Source organism: Microbacterium esteraromaticum, from assembly GCF_017303215.1.
GTDB lineage: Bacteria > Actinomycetota > Actinomycetes > Actinomycetales > Microbacteriaceae > Microbacterium > Microbacterium esteraromaticum_C.
Map to the genome: position 1 here is coordinate 1,190,658 of NZ_JAEMWU010000001.1, position 18,225 is coordinate 1,208,882.

At 68.5% G+C, this 18,225-nt stretch carries 13 protein-coding genes; 6 read left to right on the forward strand and 7 right to left on the reverse strand.

The annotated features are described in order from the left end of the window. Positions 1-355 precede the first annotated feature (355 nt). The 3 genes from JF543_RS05415 to JF543_RS05425 all read right to left on the reverse strand — a co-directional run bounded on the left by JF543_RS05415 (position 356) and on the right by JF543_RS05425 (position 5,819). On the reverse strand, positions 356-1,156 hold the full coding sequence (locus tag JF543_RS05415; RefSeq protein ID WP_206820910.1) for an IniB N-terminal domain-containing protein: 801 nt from the start codon (positions 1,154-1,156) through the stop codon (positions 356-358). 142 nt (positions 1,157-1,298) lie between these two features. Next, a complete protein-coding gene (locus JF543_RS05420) occupies positions 1,299-3,824 on the reverse strand; it encodes a LuxR C-terminal-related transcriptional regulator (RefSeq protein ID WP_206823032.1) in 2,526 nt (841 codons plus the stop codon). A gap of 18 nt (positions 3,825-3,842) precedes the next feature. Further along, entirely contained in the window at positions 3,843-5,819 is a 1,977-nt protein-coding gene (locus JF543_RS05425; protein WP_206823033.1) for an Hsp70 family protein, read from the reverse strand. A 132-nt stretch (positions 5,820-5,951) separates the two neighbouring features. Between JF543_RS05425 and rarD the strand changes: the two genes are divergently transcribed. Continuing rightward, a complete protein-coding gene (gene rarD / locus JF543_RS05430; protein WP_224817368.1) occupies positions 5,952-6,899 on the forward strand; it encodes an EamA family transporter RarD in 948 nt (315 codons plus the stop codon). A 118-nt stretch (positions 6,900-7,017) separates the two neighbouring features. After that, positions 7,018-8,271, forward strand: coding sequence for an ABC transporter substrate-binding protein (locus tag JF543_RS05435; RefSeq protein ID WP_206820907.1), 1,254 nt, complete (start codon positions 7,018-7,020; stop codon positions 8,269-8,271). Positions 8,272-8,484: 213 nt separating this feature from the next. Here the strand turns inward: JF543_RS05435 and JF543_RS05440 are convergent, their stop codons facing one another. The 4 genes from JF543_RS05440 to JF543_RS05455 are packed head-to-tail and all read right to left on the reverse strand — an operon-like array spanning position 8,485 to position 12,522. Beyond that, positions 8,485-9,252 (reverse strand): ABC transporter ATP-binding protein, encoded by a 768-nt coding sequence (locus JF543_RS05440; protein ID WP_179411576.1) that lies wholly within the window; start codon positions 9,250-9,252, stop codon positions 8,485-8,487. Then, the gene (locus JF543_RS05445; RefSeq protein ID WP_206823035.1) at positions 9,249-10,199 is read right to left on the reverse strand and encodes an ABC transporter ATP-binding protein; all 951 of its coding nucleotides are present in this window, start codon (positions 10,197-10,199) and stop codon (positions 9,249-9,251) included. Before JF543_RS05445 ends, JF543_RS05440 begins: the two co-directional genes overlap by 4 nt. Beyond that, the gene (locus JF543_RS05450) at positions 10,189-11,166 is read right to left on the reverse strand and encodes a branched-chain amino acid ABC transporter permease (RefSeq protein ID WP_206550368.1); all 978 of its coding nucleotides are present in this window, start codon (positions 11,164-11,166) and stop codon (positions 10,189-10,191) included. Before JF543_RS05450 ends, JF543_RS05445 begins: the two co-directional genes overlap by 11 nt. A 3-nt stretch (positions 11,167-11,169) precedes the next feature. Continuing rightward, positions 11,170-12,522 carry a branched-chain amino acid ABC transporter permease gene (locus tag JF543_RS05455; protein ID WP_347401103.1) on the reverse strand — a complete coding sequence of 451 codons (1,353 nt, stop codon included), beginning with the start codon at positions 12,520-12,522 and terminating at the stop codon, positions 11,170-11,172. Between the two features lie 254 nt (positions 12,523-12,776). Between JF543_RS05455 and guaB the strand changes: the two genes are divergently transcribed. The 4 genes from guaB (at position 12,777) to JF543_RS05475 (ending at position 18,002) form a co-directional block, all read left to right on the forward strand. After that, entirely contained in the window at positions 12,777-14,279 is a 1,503-nt protein-coding gene (gene guaB / locus JF543_RS05460) for an IMP dehydrogenase (RefSeq protein WP_206823041.1), read from the forward strand. 255 nt (positions 14,280-14,534) lie between these two features. Next, positions 14,535-15,086 carry an OsmC family protein gene (locus tag JF543_RS05465; protein WP_206550366.1) on the forward strand — a complete coding sequence of 184 codons (552 nt, stop codon included), beginning with the start codon at positions 14,535-14,537 and terminating at the stop codon, positions 15,084-15,086. Between the two features lie 82 nt (positions 15,087-15,168). Further along, positions 15,169-16,521 (forward strand): MFS transporter, encoded by a 1,353-nt coding sequence (locus tag JF543_RS05470; protein WP_206823042.1) that lies wholly within the window; start codon positions 15,169-15,171, stop codon positions 16,519-16,521. Further along, positions 16,518-18,002 (forward strand): pyridoxal phosphate-dependent decarboxylase family protein, encoded by a 1,485-nt coding sequence (locus JF543_RS05475; RefSeq protein WP_206823044.1) that lies wholly within the window; start codon positions 16,518-16,520, stop codon positions 18,000-18,002. Before JF543_RS05470 ends, JF543_RS05475 begins: the two co-directional genes overlap by 4 nt. The last annotated feature ends 223 nt before the right edge of the window (positions 18,003-18,225 follow it).

An 18,225-nucleotide genomic window follows, 5' to 3' on the forward strand; every position in this document is an offset into this window, starting at 1 on the left:
CACCGCCACCAGCAGCCCGAACACGACCCAGAAGACGATGTCGGCGGCGCTCTCATAGGTGGCCTCGGCCCGATCCTCGGTCACCGTTTGAGCGACCTCGACGATCTCGGGCAGCAGATCCTCTCGGATGACGAACAGGTAGACGATGGTGAAGGCACCGACCGCGAAGCTGATGATCCACAGGAACTGACTCAGTCGGATCGAGAACGGCGGAGTCGCCTTGATCACCACCGGAGGCTGGTTGGGGCTCGCCAGCGTCGGCCGGGCCGGCAACTCGCGCGCGCCATACCGCGCGACCGACCCGCCGGCCCCCTCCCGAGAAGGAGGAGGCGGCGGGTCGGTCCTGCGGGATGCGTCAGTCATCCTCGAGCGGTGCATCCAGCGGTGCGTCGTCCACGGGGGCGGAGGACTCCGCACCGTACGAGTCGCCCTCGCCAGCGGTCATGTCGCTCTCCAGTACGTCCGCGGGCTCCGGTACATCGGCCGGTGGCGGCGGGGGAGCGGCGGCAGGGGCCGCGGCCTCGGTGACCTCGGTCACCGCAGCAGCCGTCGTCGCCGTGGCCGTGGCGACGTCCTCGGGAGTCGCCTCTTCGGCAACCGTTGCGTCGGCGCCCTCGTCGCCGGCGGCACCCTCTTCGGGCACCGTGCCGGTCTGGTTGAAGCTGCCGTCGTTGGTCTCGTTGCCGATCGAGACGTCGCCGACCGTCATGTCGACGTCGGAGTCGACGACCGACACATCGTCGCCGGCGGCGATCGAATCGTCGCCCGAAGCGACCACGGCCTCTTGATCGAACAGCTGCGTGACGTCGCCGCCCTCGGTCCAGATGTTCTGGTTCACCGACTGGTCAACGATCGTCGAGCGGGCATCCACAGTGGTGTACTGCTGCACCATGCGGACGATCTCGCGCACCGTCTCGTGGTTGTCCGGGCCGGGAGGCGGCGGCGGAGGTGGAGTGTCGTGATGGATCACCCGTGGGTGATCGACGATGACCGGCCGCACGGCCGCGACGTCGGCCATGCAGACGTCCTGCAGGCCATTGTCGGCGAGCGTAGCGGTGGGCCGCGCGACGAACTCGTCGGCGGCCTCCTGATCTCTGAGCAGACTCAAGATGAACGCGAACAGTGCGTCCGCGATCGTCTCAACTGGTGAAGTCATCTGCAGCCCCCTTCAACATCTGTGATCATTTCTCGCATCCCGGCTCTACCCCCTCCGGCGGCCGGAACCACATCTTGTTTGGATCGTATGCGCCCTCGTCCTCGCACGGCATCGGGGGATTGCCCGATACCGCGTAGGGGGGTCACGGGGGTTCGGTCGAATACCCCGCGCCGATCCCGCCGTCACCGAACAACTGACGCAACCGCGCCAGCAATTCGGACCGGGAGGTTGCACCGAGCCGGCGTCGGATGTGCGCGATGTGGTGTTCGGCTGTGCGCGGCGAGATGAAGATCGACTCGCCGATCTCGGCGTACGTCTTGCCCTGCACGACCAGCCTGGCGACCTCGATCTCGCGTTCGCTGAGCACCTCTTCCGGCGGTGACTGCGCTGCGCTCTCGGCGTCATCGCCCGCGTTCGGAGCAGGCCGACGCGTGCCGTCGTTGGGATGAAGCTCCCGTGCACAGGCGAGCAACTGCGTTGCCGTCTTGCGGTCGTCGGTCTTGGCCGCGCCATGTCCGGCCAGTCGTGCCGCGTCCCACATCAGGCCCACCGAGGCCAGACCTTCGGCGGCGCTCGCGACGGCATCCGCATCGACCGAGCCAGCGAGCACGTCGGTCCAGACCTTGCCGGCGCGCGCCATGCTCGCCGCCACACGGCTACGGCCGGCAGCGGCGACCAGCGCCTTCGCATGCGGAGCGAGCAGATCGGGTCGGCTCAGCAGAATGCCCTGCTGGATGCCCGCCCAGTGGACGTGCGCCGACCAGGTCGACGGATCGCCGAGACCCGCGACGATCCGCTGTGCGCGGTCGAGCAGAGGCGCCACCCGGGTCGCGTCGCCGACGCGCGCCGCGGCGCTGATCAACTCGGCCAGCGGATGCAACAGATACAGGTCGACATCGATTCGCAGCAGGCTTCCGCGCGCCTCACGCCAGACAGCTTCGAGCCCCGCTGCGTCGTCGTAGCGGCGTGCAATCGCGACACGGACGCTGTGCAACAGGACTGCGTCGCGGGCGCTCAATGCCGCGGGGGCCGTCGTCATCGCCCGTTCGAGCAGCTCCTTGGCGTCGACCGGGTGCGCGCGCTGCACCGCGACCCACGCGCTCCACAGCAGTAGTCGCGTGCGCGCCCACGGGCCGCCATGGTCGCGCTCCACGGCATCTCCGAGCACGCTCTGTGCGGTCGTGAGGCGGCCCAGATTGAGTGCGACGATCGTGGTGATCACCGCGGGAAGCTCGACGACGGCATCCGTGCGCTGCGCACTGGAGTACATCTCGGCGGCGCGCACCAGCTCGGGCAACGCGGCCTCGGGAGGGCCCGGCGACACGGTGCTCAGCAGGCCCGTGCGCAGCAATCGCATTGAGACCCCGGCCGCGGTCGGCAGCTCCGGGTCGTCAGGAGGGACGGATGCCGGTTGCTCGCCGACGCCGAGGGCCGCGATCGTGGCGTTCATGAGGGCGCTGACGGTGCTCGGGCGTACGAGCTGATACACCTCGTGTGCCTGCGCCATCATGCCGCGCGACGACCACATCGCCGCGGATACGTCCGCCATCGGCGAGAGCTCGTCGGGCGATGCCGAGCGCACCCCCTCATCGACGAAGCCTGTGGCCCCTTCGAGATCGCCCGTCGCCCAGGCCGCATGCGCGCGGCGGGCCGCCAGTTGCTGGGGCGGGGCGCCGTACTCGGCGGCGGTGTCATAGAGCTCGGCCGCGCGGTCGGGGCGGGCTGCCAGCATCCGGTCGGCCGACACGATCAGCGCCTCAGCCAGCCGCGGATCGCGCATCGCCCGTTCGTCCTCGCGCTGAGTCAGTGCGTCGGGGTGGTGCGCGTACAGGTCGATGAGACGGCGCGTCGGCATCGCCTCGCGCACGGCGGCGCGCACCAGTGGTGAGGCGTCGCCGCTGCGCAGCAGCAACCCCTGCGCGTACCCCTGCAACGCCCAGTCATCCGCGCCGTCGGCAGCGTCGGATGCGGGATAGGCCTCACCCGCCGCGCTCACGCACACCGTCTCGACAGCGCGCCGCAGTGCGTCGTCGAGGCTGTCGAGGCGGTGCGCCACCAACTCGCTCAGCGCACGATCGAGCGCCACATGAGAGCCATCGAACGCGCAGTCGCGCTGATCATGGTGCTGCACTGCGGCGGCGACCAACCACGACATGCCGCACGTGCTGCGCAGCACGTGACTGATGCAGTCGTCGCTCATCGTCACATCGAGGGCTTCGAGATGGTCGAGCACGTCCGAGCGCGACACGTGGCCGAGCACGATGGCAGGAACCTGCTGCTCGAGGCGCCGGGTGATGGCGCGTACCGCGGGCCGTGCCGGCCAGGGGCGTCGGGCGATGATCAGCGCCGCTGACGGATCCTCGGCGCGCGCGCCCAGCTGCGTCAGCTCGGTCTCGGAGAGCAGGTGCAGGTCGTCGACCAGCAGCACGTGCTCGGCGGGCACGTCGTCGAGCGCGTCGACGGCATCGTGGGCGAGTACGACCTCTCGCGAGTCCTCGACGAGCAGATCATGAAGGTGATGGAGCCCTGTCGACTTTCCGGATCCCGCGGTGCCCACCAGCGCGGCTCGGGGGATGCGGTGAGTGACGGCGTCGAGTGCAGGGCGCAACGGGCGCTCCCATGTCAACGGCCCGCCCGTGGACGGACTCTCGACGATGAGCGTAGACATGCGACTCAGCACTTCCGGTCAGGGGGTCGGATTCACGGTGGGAGCGTCTGAGGGTGTTGGCTCGGGATCAGTCGGGGCAGCCGAGGACGTCGGGTCGGGTGTGGGATCCGGCGTCGGGTCGGGCGCGGGATCGGGTGTCGGGTCGGGTGCCGGCGCAGGGTCGGGATCGGGTGCGGGGTCGGGTGTCGGATCGGGTGCGGGGTCGGGAGTGGGATCGGGCGTCGGGTCGGGAGTGGGATCGGGCGCGGGGTCGGGCGTCGGGTCGGGTGCCGGATTCGAGGTCGGGTCAGGCGCGGGGGCCGGTGTCGGATCCGGTGTGGGTGTGGGAGTCGGGTCGGGGTTCTCGACCTGCGGGCCGCCCGCCGACGCGGGCTGCGGGGCCGGGGGAGCGGGATCCGAACCGAGCTCCTCAGGCGCCTCCACCGTGGGACCACCCACGCCGGGCGCCGACTTCGGAATGCGGGAAGAGTCGGATGCCGACGACTCATCCGCAGCATCCGCGCGCGCCTCAGCGCTGCTCGCGTCGTCAGCATCCGCGACCGTCGTCGCCTCGTGTGCCGAGTACGCCGACGCCGAACGCAGCAACGACATCGTCCCCGGCCCCTCCCCGCTCTCGACCGAAGCGCCCTTGGCCGCTTCCCCACCACCGCCCAGCGGCGTCGTCGACGCGAACACGATCCCCGTCGCCACGACCACCGCGCCGGCCACCAGAGCCGCCGCGCCGCCGTACGTGATCCGGAACCTCGACGGACGCACCACCGCAGCGCCCGCGGCGGCCGCAGGCACGAGCTCTGCTGCGCTCGCCGCCGGCACCACGTCCGTCGCACTCGCCGCGGTCATCGCCGAGGCAGGCGCCGGCACCACCGCCGACGTCGCGATTCCCACCGCAGCGGATGCCGGCGTCTGGCCCACCGGCAGGCCGGCGACAGCATCCGATCGTTCGAGACGCGTCCACGCGGCGTGCGCCGCGCCCGTCGCGGCGGCGTACTGCGGGTTCTCCGGCATCGTCAGCGGCAGGTCGAACCGCTCCGACAACAGCTGGGCGATGAGCGGCATCCGCGCCGCACCACCAATCAGGATCAGCTCGTCGAGCGCCGACATATCGAGCCCGGCCGCCTCGACGGCTTGCTCCAGTGCCTCGATCGTCGCATCGATCGTGGGCCGCGCCATGGCATCCAACTCGGACCGCGTCACACGCACGCTCGGGGTCGCCCCCGCGAGTGTGATCGCCACCGACGCACCGGTGCTGAACGACAACGCCTCCTTCGCCGTGACGATCGCGCGGTGCGTACCACGCAACTCGGCGCGCGTGGAGTCGGCGATCGCCCCGTCAGCGCCCGTCAACGGCAGCACATGCCGCAGCAGCGCCGCATCGATGTCGGCGCCCCCGATCGGGAGCGGCTGCGGGTCGTTCAGCAGGTCGAGCCCGCGCAGGGCGCTGGCCTCGAACGTGCTGCCGCCCAGGTCGTAGACGCCGACGCGATGGGCGCGCGTCTCACCCGTGGCGAACTGCTCGGCGGCCACCACCGCCGACGGAACCAGCAGCACATCGTCCAGGCCCGCCTCGCGCAGTCGCCGGCGAACGGCATCCATGCGGTGCCCCGCCCACGACGTGGGGTGCGCGATCGCAACGGCGCCGGGACGCAACCCGCGCTCGGCGACGACCGTCGACACGATCCACAGCGCCATCCGCGCGACCAACTCCTCGGCGTGCACGGCGTAGCCGCCCGCGACGATCGGTACCGCATCGCCGACCGAACGCGTGAACTCGCGCACCAGCCGCTCGGGGTGATCGAGCCCGCGCTCGGCGGCCTCGGCGCCGAAGAGCACGTCACCCTCTTCGGTGACATACGCGGCCACCGCGATATCGGCCCTCTCGCGTCCCACCGCGAGGGGCACCACCTGCAACCCTCCACGCGCAGCGGCGCTGGCCGACACCGTCGTCACACTGGTCGTGCCTACGTCGAGCGCGAGTACGTACTCCGACTCGCCCATCACTTCCGCCGAATCCCCAGTCGTCCAGAAATTGGATCTGGCGCCCACTATAGGACTTTCCTCAGGCGTTGGGAAGAGTGATCTACGCGCGTAGGCGCCCCCGGTGCGGCGCCCAGGCAATAGGGTGCAAGGGTGACATCCGACCTCTCCGTGTCGGGCCCTGCGGCCCGCGGAACCTCGCGCAGTGGTGTCGCTTACACCATCGGTGCCTACCTGATGTGGGGTGTGCTGCCGCTGTACTTCGTGCTGCTCGCACCGATGGGGCCGTGGGAGGTGGTCGCCTGGCGCGTGCTGCTGTCGTTCGCCTTCTGCCTGGTGCTCCTGACCGTCACACGGGGGTGGCGGCCGCTCTGGGGCATTCTGCAACGGCCGAAGCTGCTCGGATGGACGGTGCTGGCCGGGCTGCTCATCTACGTCAACTGGCAGGTGTTCCTCATCGGAGCGCTCAGTGATCGGGTCATCGAGACGAGCCTCGGCTATTTCATCAACCCGATCTTCACGGTCCTTCTCGGGGTGCTCGTGCTGCGCGAGCGGATCACCCGGTTGCAGACCGCCGCGATCGGCATCGCGGCGATCGCCGTCGTCGTGATCGTCGTCGCCTACGGCGACTTCCCCTGGATCGCGGTGGGGCTGACCCTGACGTTCGGCCTGTACGGGTTGGTCAAGAAGCGGATCGGCTCGGCGGTGGATGCCGTCAGCGGCCTGACGCTCGAGTCGTTCTGGCTGATTCCGGTAGCCGTCGTCTCGCTGGTCGTCGTCGGGCAGACCGCAGGGTTGACGCTGGGAACGGTGTCGCCGGTGCACACGCTACTGGTCGCCTTCGTCGGTGTCGCCACGGCAGTGCCGTTGCTGCTGTTCGCCGCCGGCACGCGACGCATCGACTTGAGCCTGGTCGGGCTGCTGCAGTTCATCGCACCGGTGATGCAGTTCCTCGTCGGCTGGGCGGTGCTGGGTGAGCCCATGCCGCTCGAGCGCTGGGCCGGGTTCGTGCTGGTGTGGATCGCCATCGTCGTGTTCGTGGTGGATCTGCTGCTGCAGCGCCGTCGGGGACGACGTCAGCGGCCTGCGCCTCTGGTGTGAGAGCGGTTCAGATCGTTAAGCGACCGAGACAGAAGACCCGTTGCGACGGGCAGTCAACGTCCTAAGGTGAGAGTCACCCGCAAGTGGTAAACCACGTTCAGTTACGCAAGGGAGCAACATGAACGCAATGAAGGGCTCGCGCACCGCGCGGATCTTCGCGGCCGCGGCAATGGTCAGCGCGTCCGCACTCGTCATCTCGGGCTGCAGCAGCACGCCCTCCGAAGAGCCGGATGATTCCGCCGAAAAGCCCGCAGCGGTCGACCTGACGCTCAGCATGGGTTCGTTGCTGCCGGCCACCGGTACGCTCGCGTTCTTGGGCGCGCCGATGGAGGCCGGTGTGCAGCTGGCCATCGCGCAGATCAACGAGGCCGACGCCGGCATCACCGTCGAACTGTCCGCCGCCGATGAGGGCGACCTCGACAACAAGGCCTACGAGACCTCGGTGTCGCGTCTGCAGAGCGAGGGCATCACTGCCATGGTCGGCGCCGCGTCGTCGAGCGTGTCGAAGCTGATCCTCGACGGCAACGTCGGTGCCGGCATCGTCACCGTCTCGCCGTCGAACACCTCGGCAGACTTCACCGGTCTCAGCCCGATGTACTTCCGTACCGCTCCGAGCGACAACCTGCAGGGCGAGGTGCTCGGCAACCAGATCGCTGAGGACGGTCACACGACCCTCGGCATCATCTACCAGAACGACCCGTACGGCACGGGCCTGGCCGAGGCCATCGGTGCCACATTCGCCGCCGCCGGTGGCGAGGTCGTCGCCGAGGCGTCGTACAACCAGGGCGACGGCCAGTACAACGCCCAGGTCGAGACGGTCGCCGCAGCCAACCCCGACGCGGTCGCCATCGTCTCGTACGACCAGTTCGCCACGATCGCCCCGCTGCTCGGCAACGCGGGCGTCGACACCGGCAGCCTGTACCTGGTCGACGGCAACCTGAAGGACTGGCCCGACCTGCCGGTCGACCTGACCGGATCGAAGGGCACCCGCGCCGGTGCTGTGCTGCCCGATGACTTCATCGACCAGCTCAACGAGATCTGGACCGGCCAGGGCAACGACCCGATCGACGCCGTGACCTACTCGGCCGAGGCGTACGACGCCACGATGCTGATCGCACTGTCGGCACTGGCCGCACAGTCGGTCGAGGGCGCCGACATCGCCAGCAAGATGCGCGAGGTCTCGGGTGGCGAGGGCGACGGCGAACAGTGCACGACGTTCGCCGATTGCGCCGCGATCATCAACGACGGCGGCGTCGCCGACTACGAGGGCCTGTCCGGCTCGATCACGTTCGATGAGAACAACGACCCGAAGGGCGCAGCCATCGGCGTCTACGAGTACGGCGAGGGCAACATCCACACCCGCATCAAGTAAGTCGCGGTAGAGAAGGCCCCGGATGCCAGCATCCGGGGCCTTTTCGCGCGCCGCGCTTCGCCCCGCGCGCAGGCGGCGCGCAGGCTGCGGCAGGAGACGTGGGGTCGGCCGCAGGCATCCGCTCGTCATCCGGTGAGAAACCACATGCCGCACGAAAAACCACCTCCCACGTGGTTTCTCACACGGGAGGTGGTTTCTCAGCGGAAGGCGTGGCTATGCGGCGTCTTGGCCCAGCGTGCCGAGGTAGAGACCGATCACCTTCGGATCCTCCAGCAGCTCGCGGCCGGTGCCCTCATAGGCGTCACGGCCCTGATCGAGCACGTAGCCACGGTCGCAGATCTGCAGGCAACGCCGTGCATTCTGCTCGACCATGATCGTCGTGACGCCGGCCTTGTTGATGTCTGAGACACGGATGAAGGCGTCATCCTGCCGCACGGGGGAGAGGCCGGCTGAGGGCTCGTCGAGCAGCAGCACCGACGGATCCATCATCAGAGCGCGCGACATCGCGACCATCTGGCGCTCACCACCCGACAGCGAACCGGCGCGCTGATTCAACCGCGCGCCCAGCTCGGCGAAGATGTCGGTGACGAACGCCAACCGCTCCTTGTAGATCTTGGGGTTCTGGTACAACCCCATCTGCAGGTTCTCGGCGATTGTCAACGACGGGAAGACGTTGTTGGTCTGCGGCACGAACGCCACGCCCTTCGACACCAGCTTGTCGGCCTTCAGCCCGACGATGCTGTCGCCGTTGACGGTGATGTCTCCCTCCCGCACCTGCACCATGCCGAAGATCGACTTCAACAGCGTCGACTTTCCGGCGCCGTTCGGGCCGATGATTCCAATCAGCTCACCCTGGCGGGCGACGAGGTTCGCGCCGTTGAGGATGTTCACGCCCGGAAGATACCCGGCGTGCACGTTCTTCAGCTCGACGACGACATCGCGGTCATCCTCGGGTGCGGCGCCTGCGTCAGCATCCGTCATTTCTTCTCCTCCTCTTCGAGCTCAGCCTCGGCCTCGGCCTCGATCTTCTTGCGCACGCGCGACGCGTCGGCATCCGACACGACGCTGATGCGTCCGGTGACCTCGCCCAGGTCGACATCCTGATGGGCCCCCAGGTACGCGTCGACGACAGCGGGATCCTCCATGACCGTCTCGGGCGGACCCTCGGCGACCACACGGCCCTCGGCCATCACCACCACCCAGTCGGCGATGTGACGCACCATGTGCATGTCGTGCTCGACGAACAAGACCGTCATGCCGCGATCCTTCAAACCGAGGATGTGATCGAGCAACGACTGCGTCAGGGCCGGGTTGACCCCGGCCATCGGCTCATCGAGCATCACCAGTTGCGGATCACTCATCAGCGCGCGTGCCATCTCGAGCAGCTTGCGTTGCCCACCCGAGAGCGCGGCGGCGAAGTCCTTCTCCTTCGCATCGAGTTTGAACAGCGTCAGCAGCTCGCGCGCCTTCTGCTCGATCTCGGCTTCCTTCTTGCGCCACAGTCCGGGAAACAGGCTCACCCAGAACCGCTCGCCGGGCTGCTCGGGCGAACCGAGCTTCATGTTCTCGAGCACGGTCAGCAGCGACAGGGCTTTGGTCAGCTGGAACGTGCGCACCTGGCCCATGCGGGCCACCTTGAACGACGGGACGCCGGCGAGGTTCTTGCCGTTGTACTGCCAGGTGCCGCTGTTGGGTTTGTCGAAGCCGCACAGCAGGTTGAACAGGGTGGTCTTGCCGGCACCGTTCGGGCCGATCAGTGCGGTGATCGCCCCGCGGGGGATCTCGAGGTGCTCGACGTTGACGGCGGTCAGGCCGCCGAAGTGCCGCTCGACGCCGTCGACGACGAGGATCGGGTCGACTTTTGCGACACCGGGCTTAGCCGGGCCGGTCGCGAGGCCGGTCGACTTCTGACGCTTCTCACTTGACAAAGGTCATCTCCCTCTTGTCTCCGAGGATGCCCTGTGGGCGGTAGATCACGATGAGCATCAGTGCCACGCCGGCGAGGATCCAGCGCACCACCTCGGCCTGTGTGGTCGACATCGGCAGGTATCCGGCCGACGCCATCTGCGGCAGCAGGTTGCCGAGGAAGGCGAACAGCACCCAGAACAGCACAGCTCCCAGCGTCGGACCGAACACGGTCGCGGCACCACCGAGCAGCAGCACGGTCCACAGGAAGAACGTCAGCGACGTCGAGTAGCTGCCCGGCACGACCGCCGAGGGCAACACGAACACGATGCCGCCGGCGGCACCCATGACACCGCCGATGACGAGCGCCTGCATCTTGTACGAGAAGACGTTCTTGCCGAGCGAACGCACGGCGTCCTCGTCTTCGCGGATGCCCTTGAGCACGCGCCCCCAGGGGCTGCGCATCAGCGCCCAGACCAGCAGGATGGCGACGGCCAGCAGGAACAGCCCGAACACGCGATCCCACAGCTCGGTGGCACTGTACGTCCACGGGCCGAAGCCGTAGACGCCCTCGGGGAAGGGGTTCGCCGCGCGGAAGCTGCCGTGATAGCCCGAGCGGCCACCGGCCGCGCCCGTGACGTCCTCGAACAGCTGGGTGAGGAACAGCAGCCGTACCACCTCTGCCGTCGCGATCGTCGCGATGGCGAGGTAGTCGGCTCGGAGACGCAGAGTCGGGATGCCCAGAAGCAGGGCGAACACGGCGCCGCCGAAGAGCCCGATGAGCATGCCCACCCACCACGGAACCCCGAGCATCAGGACGGGGATGGCGTAGCCGTACGCCCCGATGGCCATGAATGCGGCCATACCGAAGTTGAGCAGTCCGGCGTAGCCGAAGTGCACGGCGAGGCCGGTCGCCGCCAGCGCGTAGGCGATGGTGACGGGGCTGAACAGGTAGGCGGCGGTGTTGCCGAAGATCGATCCGAAGTCCATGTGTCAGCCCAGCCTTTCCTTGCGCCCGAGCAGACCCTGCGGCCTGACCAGCAGGATGACGATCAGCGCCACCAGAGCGGATGCGTACTTCAGATCCGACGGCACTCCCAGCAATGTCGAGACCTCGACGGCGATGCCGACGATGAGCGATCCGATCAGAGCGCCGATCGCCGAACCCAGGCCGCCGAGCGTGATCGCGCAGAAGATCAGCAGCAGCATCTGCATACCCATGTCCCACTTCACGCCGGGGCGGAAGTAGGTCCACAGGATGCCCGAGAGCGCCGCCAGCGAACCGGCGATGATCCATACGATCCGCACGACCTTGTCGACGTCGATGCCCGATGCCGCAGCCAGCTGCGGGTTGTCGGAGATCGCTCTGGTCGCCTTGCCGATGCGGGTGCGGGTGAGGAAGTACGCCATGGCGAGGATCACGACGATGCTGATCGCCATGCCGATGAGGTCGATGTACGACAGGGTGATCGGCCCCAGCTTCATGGGCGTCGGGCTGGCGCCGGGCGCCTGGTGCGTGCCGCCACCGATCATGTACTGCATCGTGTAGCGCAGCGCGAGCGAGAGGCCGATGCTGACGATCATCAGCTGCACGATGCCCAGACCACGCCGGCGCAACGGGCGCCAGAGGCCGGCATCCATCGCCCAGCCCAGGGCTCCACCTGCGACCACCGCTGCGATCAGGCCGAGCCACAGCGGCAGCTGCCAGAACGAGGTGACCAGCACCACGACGACGCCACCCCAGGTGACCATCTCGCCGTGTGCGAAGTTCGACAACCTCGTGGTGCCGTAGATGAGCGCGGCGCCCATCGACGCCAGACCCAGCAGCAGACCGAAGTTGATGCCGCCGACGGTGCGCGAGATCAGCTGGTCGAGGAACGATACGGTGACCCGCTCGCCCTGGCCGAGGAAGAGGTTCACGATCTTCGTGCCGGTGAGGCCGAACTCGGCCTCGAACGACCCGCTCGTGCCCTCGACGGCACTCACACCTTCCGGCAGCAGTGCCGGATCGACGATCACGCCGTCGGGCAGCGTGTCTTCATCGATCGAGATCGTGTACTTCTCCTTGTCGGGCACGTAGAGGCGCCAACGGCCTTCGGGATCCGTTGTGGTCTCGCCTTCGAAACCGTTGCCCTCGACTGATACGCCGACGCCGTCGATTGGCTGGCCTTCGAAGGTTATGTTGCCGGCGAAGTAGAAGTCCGTCACCTCCTGCCCGTCATCGGTCGTCTCTGCGAAAGCAGATCCCGCGGGTATCGCGAGCACGAGAAAGGCGGCCAGTAGCGCTGTCAACAGCGCGATCAGCCCGTTTCGGGGACGCCGAAGCGCCGTTGATCTGAGTCCCACGCATCCTCCACATCGAGTGCTCCGAACAGCTCCGGGTGGCTGTTCGGTGACGGACGTCGCACTGAGCGTAACCTGCCCGATACGAAATCCGCACCATCCGTGTCCGTATCGAGATTCCGGGCGGGTTCATTCTCGGAATACCTGCAGGCGTCTGGCGCTTAGAATCGATAACACGACGGAGTCGGGCCGTCCCCGCTCCGCCGAAGCGCATCCGCCACGACACGGCGCCGATACGGCGCAGAGGAGCAAGTCTCATGCAGCAGAACGACCCCTTCGGCTTCGTCGGGCTCACCTACGATGATGTGCTGCTGCTGCCGGGTCATACCGATGTGATCCCCAGCGACGCCGACACCTCGTCGCGGATCACCCGCCGCATCTCCGTCGCCACCCCCCTGCTCTCCAGCGCTATGGACACCGTCACCGAGGCGCGCATGGCCATCGCCATGGCACGGGCCGGCGGCATCGGCATCCTGCACCGCAACCTGTCGATCGCCGATCAGGCCGCCGACGTCGACCGCGTCAAGCGCAGCGAGTCGGGCATGATCACCGACCCGATCACGACCGACCCCGAGGCGACCGTCGAAGAGGTTGACGGACTCTGCGCCAAGTACCGCATCTCGGGTCTGCCCGTCGTCGATGGCGACGGACGCCTGGTGGGTATCGTCACCAACCGCGATATGCGATTCGTGACCGGTCGTGAGCGTCAGACCACCAAGGTCAAGGACGTCATGACCAGCGAGAACCTGGTCACCGCCAAGGTCGGCGTCGCCGCGGGCGAGGTCATCTCGCTGTTCGCGAAGCACCGCGTCGAGAAGCTGCCGCTGATCGACGACGCCGGCAAGCTCGCCGGGCTGATCACCATCAAGGACTTCGACAAGAGCGAGAAGTACCCGCTGGCGACCAAGGATGACCAGGGGCGCCTGCGCGTGGGCGCAGCGATCGGCTTCTTCGGCGACGCGTGGGAGCGCGCCGAGGCGCTGCGTGACGCCGGCGTGGATGTGCTCGTCGTCGATACCGCCAACGGCCAGTCGCAGGGTGTGATCGACCTGGTTCAGCGTCTCAAGGCCGACGCCTCGTTCGACCACATCGACGTCATCGGCGGCAACGTCGCGACGCGCGAGGGCGCGCAGGCGCTGGTGGATGCCGGTGTCGACGCGGTCAAGGTCGGCGTGGGCCCCGGCTCGATCTGCACCACACGCGTGGTCGCCGGTGTCGGCGTGCCGCAGGTGACCGCCGTCTACGAGGCCTCGCTCGCTGCCGGCCCCGCCGGTGTTCCGGTGATCGCCGACGGTGGGCTGCAGTACTCCGGCGACATCGCCAAGGCGCTCGTCGCGGGTGCGGATGCTGTCATGCTGGGATCGCTGCTGGCGGGCACCGACGAGTCGCCGGGCGAGATCGTCTTCCAGGCGGGCAAGCAGTTCAAGCAGTACCGCGGCATGGGCTCGCTGGGTGCGATGCAGACCCGCGGCAAGCAGACCTCGTACTCGAAGGACCGCTACTTCCAGGCTGACGTCCCCAGCGACGACAAGCTGATCCCCGAGGGCATCGAGGGCCAGGTGCCCTACCGTGGCCCGCTGTCGGCGGTGGCGTACCAGCTGATCGGCGGCCTGCGTCAGTCGATGTTCTACGTCGGCGCGCGCACCATCGAAGAGCTCAAGCAGCGCGGCAAGTTCGTGCGCATCACCGCCGCCGGCCTCAAGGAGTCACACCCGCACGACGTGCAGATCATCGTCGAGGCGCCGAACTACAAGAAGTGAGTCTGCGCGTGGGCCGCTGACCCGGCTCGCGCTGCATGAGAACAGGCTCGTTGTTGAGAACAGGACGACTCCGCGGGAATCGTCCTGTTCTCGTTAACCGTCCTGTTCTCGGGTGCGGGTGCAGGCAGCGGGGTGCGCCCCGAAGGCAAGGGCGGATGCCACAGGCGGGCCCGTATGTTGCATCCCGTGACGGTGTGTTGCGGGGCATGACGGATGCCGTGGCGCTCGCTTCGGGCATCCGATTACCGTCTCGGCATGACCCTTCTCACCCAGCAACTCGCCGCCATCTCTGACGTCACCGCCGCCGAGCGCTCGCAGCGCCTCGCCGAGGCCGGCACCACCTGGAACGAGCGCATCGCACGCGACGCCGGCAACGCGCAGTTGACCTACCGGGTCACGGGGCGCGGGGTCGGGTCGGTCGGCACCGAGATTCGAGCCGGCAAGCACCGCTTCCTCGTCGACGAGCCCGGCGCGCTCGCCGGTGATGACGCCGCCGCGAGTCCGGTCGAGTACGCGCTCGGTGCGCTGATCTCGTGTCAGATCGTCGTCTTCCGGCTGTACGCCGAGGCGCTCGGCCTGACCATCGACGACATCGAGATCGAGGCCGAGGGCGACCTCGATGTGCGCAAGCTGTTCGGCATCGACGAGTCCGGCCGTGCCGGTTTCCACGATGTGCGCGTGCGCGTCGACATCACAGGACCCGATAGCGCCGAGCAGTACGAGAAGCTGCGCACGGTCGTCGAGGAGCGCTGCCCCGTGCTCGATCTTTTCGCCAACACCGTCCCCGTCTCGGGCCGTCTCAGCTGAGTCTGTTGCGGGCGAGCGCAGGGCGCGTCGGGCCCGGCCCGCCCTGACCAGAACGTCGGATGCCCGTCGATAGAGTGGGCTCATGGATTCAGCGTCGAACCTGACCCGCGGGCAGGTGGCCAGATACGCCATGGGGTCACTGGGTACCGGCGGGTTCGCCACCCTGCCCGGTCTGGTGCTCGTCTACTACCTCACCGACTCGTTGGGGGTGACGGCGCTTGCCGCGGGGGCGATCGTGACCGCGGCCAAGGTCTGGGACGTGCTGATCGACCCGGTCATCGGCGGGCTCAGCGACAACGGCCTCGCCCGCACCGGAAGCAGACGCGGGCTGATGCGGATCGGCGCGATCGGCCTGCCGATCGCTTTCGTGCTGACCTTCGCGGTGCCGGCGGGGATCGGCCCTGCGGCATCCGCGATCTGGGTACTGATCGCATTCATCGCCGCGGCGACCTGCTTCAGCCTGTTCCAGGTGCCCTACATCGCCCTGCCTGCCGAACTCACCGACGGCTACCGTGAGCGCACGCGGCTGCTGACCTGGCGGGTGGTGATGCTCACCGTCGCGATCCTGTTGTTCGGCGCCGGCGGCCCCGAGATCCGGGGCATGTTCCCCGACGACCCGTTGCTGGGGTATCTGGTGATGGCGCTGGTCGCCGCTGTAGTGCTGGGTATCGGGCTCTACATCGCGTCGACGGTTGCGCCGCAGCGTCCGCTGCTTCCGGTGCACCCGGGGGCGTCGATCGGCACCCACTACCGCGACGGAATCGCGGTGCTGCGGCAGAGCCAGCCGTTCCGCGCGCTGCTGGCGACCTTCATGCTGCAGGGTCTCGCCACGGGCCTGATGCTGGCCGCCGCGCAGTTCGTCGCTCGGTGGGTGCTGAACGATGAGGATGCCGTCACGCCGCTGTTCGCGTCATTGATCGCGCCCGCCCTGCTGATGGCCCCGGTCTGGAAGAAGATCGCCGACCGTGTCGGCAAAGAGCGAGGGTTCCGCCTGGCCAGCATGATCTTCCTGGTCGCCACGTTGGTGCTCACGGCGATGGTGTGGATGCCCGGGTGGTGGATCCTGTTGCCGGTCGCGCTCGCCGGCGCGGCCTACGCGGGCATGCAGACGCTGCCGATGGCGATGCTGCCGGATGTGATCGCCCACGACCGCAGCGAGACCGGTGGCGCGAACCGCTCCGGGATCTTCGGCGGGGTGTGGACCGCGGGTGAGACCACCGGCATGGCGCTGGGCGCGACGGTGCTGTCGATCGTGCTGGCGGCCACCGGGTACATCGAGACGACCGCGAACGTCGAGGTCGTCCAGCCGCATGCGGCCGTCACCGGCATCGCCGTCGCGTTCAGCCTGCTGCCCGCCGCACTGATGCTGATCAGCCTCGCGACGTTGGCCCGTTATCGCCTGCGCGAGCACGACATCATCGGGACGTCGGTATGAGCGCGGGGGAGCCGCGTCCGGCCGACATTCTCGACCGGCTGCATCGATTGCGCGCCGCTGACGCGCCGACGCACGGTGGCCGCGTGCTCTCGTATGTCTACGACTCGGGCGTGACCGAGCTCGATGAACTGGCGGATGCCGCCGCACGCCTGGCGCGGCCGTTGAACGGCCTCGACCCCACGGTGTTCCCGTCCATCGCCGCGATGGAGCGCGACGTGATCGGTTTCGCGCGGCGGATGCTGCACGGCCGACGTTCTGTGGTCGGTACCGTCACCAGCGGCGGGACCGAGAGCTGCCTGCTCGCGGTCAAGTCCGCCCGCGACCTCTGGCGTGCCGAGAACCCGACGGATGCTGCACGGAAGCGGCCGCGGCTGGTGGCTCCGGCCACTGCTCACGCTGCATTCCAGAAAGCCGCGGCGCTGTTCGACCTCGACTTCGATCCGGTGCCGTGCGCGCCGGACGGGTCGGTTGATCCGGCCGAGATCATTGGGCGGATGGGCAACGATGTGGCGCTGGTCGTCGTGTCTGCACCGAGCTATCCGACGGGCCTGCTCGACCCGGTCGGCGCCGTCGCCCCCGCCGCCGCCGACCGGGGCATCCCGTGCCATGTCGATGCCTGCTTCGGAGGTTTCGTCCTGCCGTGGTGGCCGAAGCTGCCGGCGTGGGACTTTCGGGTGCGCGGTGTCACCAGCATCTCGGCCGATCTGCACAAGTTCGGCTACGCACCCAAGGGCGTCTCGGTGCTGCTGCACGGCGGACCCCAGGCGCGCCGGCGCCGCCGCGCCCAGTTCTTCGCCACCACACGCTGGGCGGGGTACCCGGTCGTCAATCCGACGCTGCTGGGTTCACGCTCGGCCTCTCCGCTTGCCGCCGCCTGGGCGATCACGCAGCATCTGGGTGACGAGGGCTACGCCGAGTTGACCGCTGCGATCCGCCGTGCCGCGACGGCCGTGCGGCGTGCGGTGCACGAGATTCCGGGGCTCGCGGTGCTCGGCGATCCGGTCGGACCCGCGATCGCCGTCGTCGCCGATGAGTCGGTTCCGTCCGCGGACCGCGTGGACCCGCATCGCCTGGCGGATGCCCTCACCCGGCACGGCTGGAAGATCCAGCACCAGCCAGGATTCACGCAGTCCGACGGCGTGCGCATTCCGCACAGCGCGCACCTCACGCTCACACCGGCGCTCGACGACGGCATCGACGAGTTCACCGGGGCGCTGGCTGCGGCATCCGATGAGGTGCGCGGCGTGCCGCCCGCTGACGCGCGGGCCCTCGTCCGGGTCGTGACGGCGCTCGGGTACAGTCACGGCGGTCGCGTCCCGGGGCCGCGCGCCGCATGGACCCTGCTGCGCCTGGCCGGGGCCGCGAAGGTATCGGCCGATGCGCCGCTGGCCACGCTGATGGCGCTGGTCGAGCTTCTCCCGGCGCCGGTCGCCGAGGCGCTGCTGTCAGAGTTGCTGGCGCGGCTGTCGGATCCGCGCTGATTGGGGCGGGCGCCGCGTGGCGTGCGCTGTGCGTCGTGCCCCGCACGAGAACAGGCTCGTTGCCGAGAACAGGCTGGATTTCGAGCATCCATCCTGTTCTCGGGATTTGTCCTGTTCTCGGTGAGGGGAAGTGCGCGGTGGGCGACGAGTAGCGAACGGTGAGGGACGCGCGGTGCGCGGGGAGAGTGAGCGCGACGGCATCGGATGCCGGCGGCTGATAGCC

What these genes read in the sequence shown, in the direction of transcription:
- JF543_RS05415 (WP_206820910.1), bottom strand. Translation starts at nt 1,156, where the DNA reads ATGACTTCACCAGTTGAGACGATCGCGGACGCACTGTTCGCGTTCATC.
- JF543_RS05420 (WP_206823032.1), bottom strand. Translation starts at nt 3,824, where the DNA reads ATGTCTACGCTCATCGTCGAGAGTCCGTCCACGGGCGGGCCGTTGACA.
- JF543_RS05425 (WP_206823033.1), bottom strand. Translation starts at nt 5,819, where the DNA reads ATGGGCGAGTCGGAGTACGTACTCGCGCTCGACGTAGGCACGACCAGT.
- JF543_RS05435 (WP_206820907.1), top strand. Translation starts at nt 7,018, where the DNA reads ATGAACGCAATGAAGGGCTCGCGCACCGCGCGGATCTTCGCGGCCGCG.
- JF543_RS05440 (WP_179411576.1), bottom strand. Translation starts at nt 9,252, where the DNA reads ATGACGGATGCTGACGCAGGCGCCGCACCCGAGGATGACCGCGATGTC.
- JF543_RS05450 (WP_206550368.1), bottom strand. Translation starts at nt 11,166, where the DNA reads ATGGACTTCGGATCGATCTTCGGCAACACCGCCGCCTACCTGTTCAGC.
- guaB (WP_206823041.1), top strand. Translation starts at nt 12,777, where the DNA reads ATGCAGCAGAACGACCCCTTCGGCTTCGTCGGGCTCACCTACGATGAT.
- JF543_RS05465 (WP_206550366.1), top strand. Translation starts at nt 14,535, where the DNA reads ATGACCCTTCTCACCCAGCAACTCGCCGCCATCTCTGACGTCACCGCC.
- JF543_RS05470 (WP_206823042.1), top strand. Translation starts at nt 15,169, where the DNA reads ATGGATTCAGCGTCGAACCTGACCCGCGGGCAGGTGGCCAGATACGCC.
- JF543_RS05475 (WP_206823044.1), top strand. Translation starts at nt 16,518, where the DNA reads ATGAGCGCGGGGGAGCCGCGTCCGGCCGACATTCTCGACCGGCTGCAT.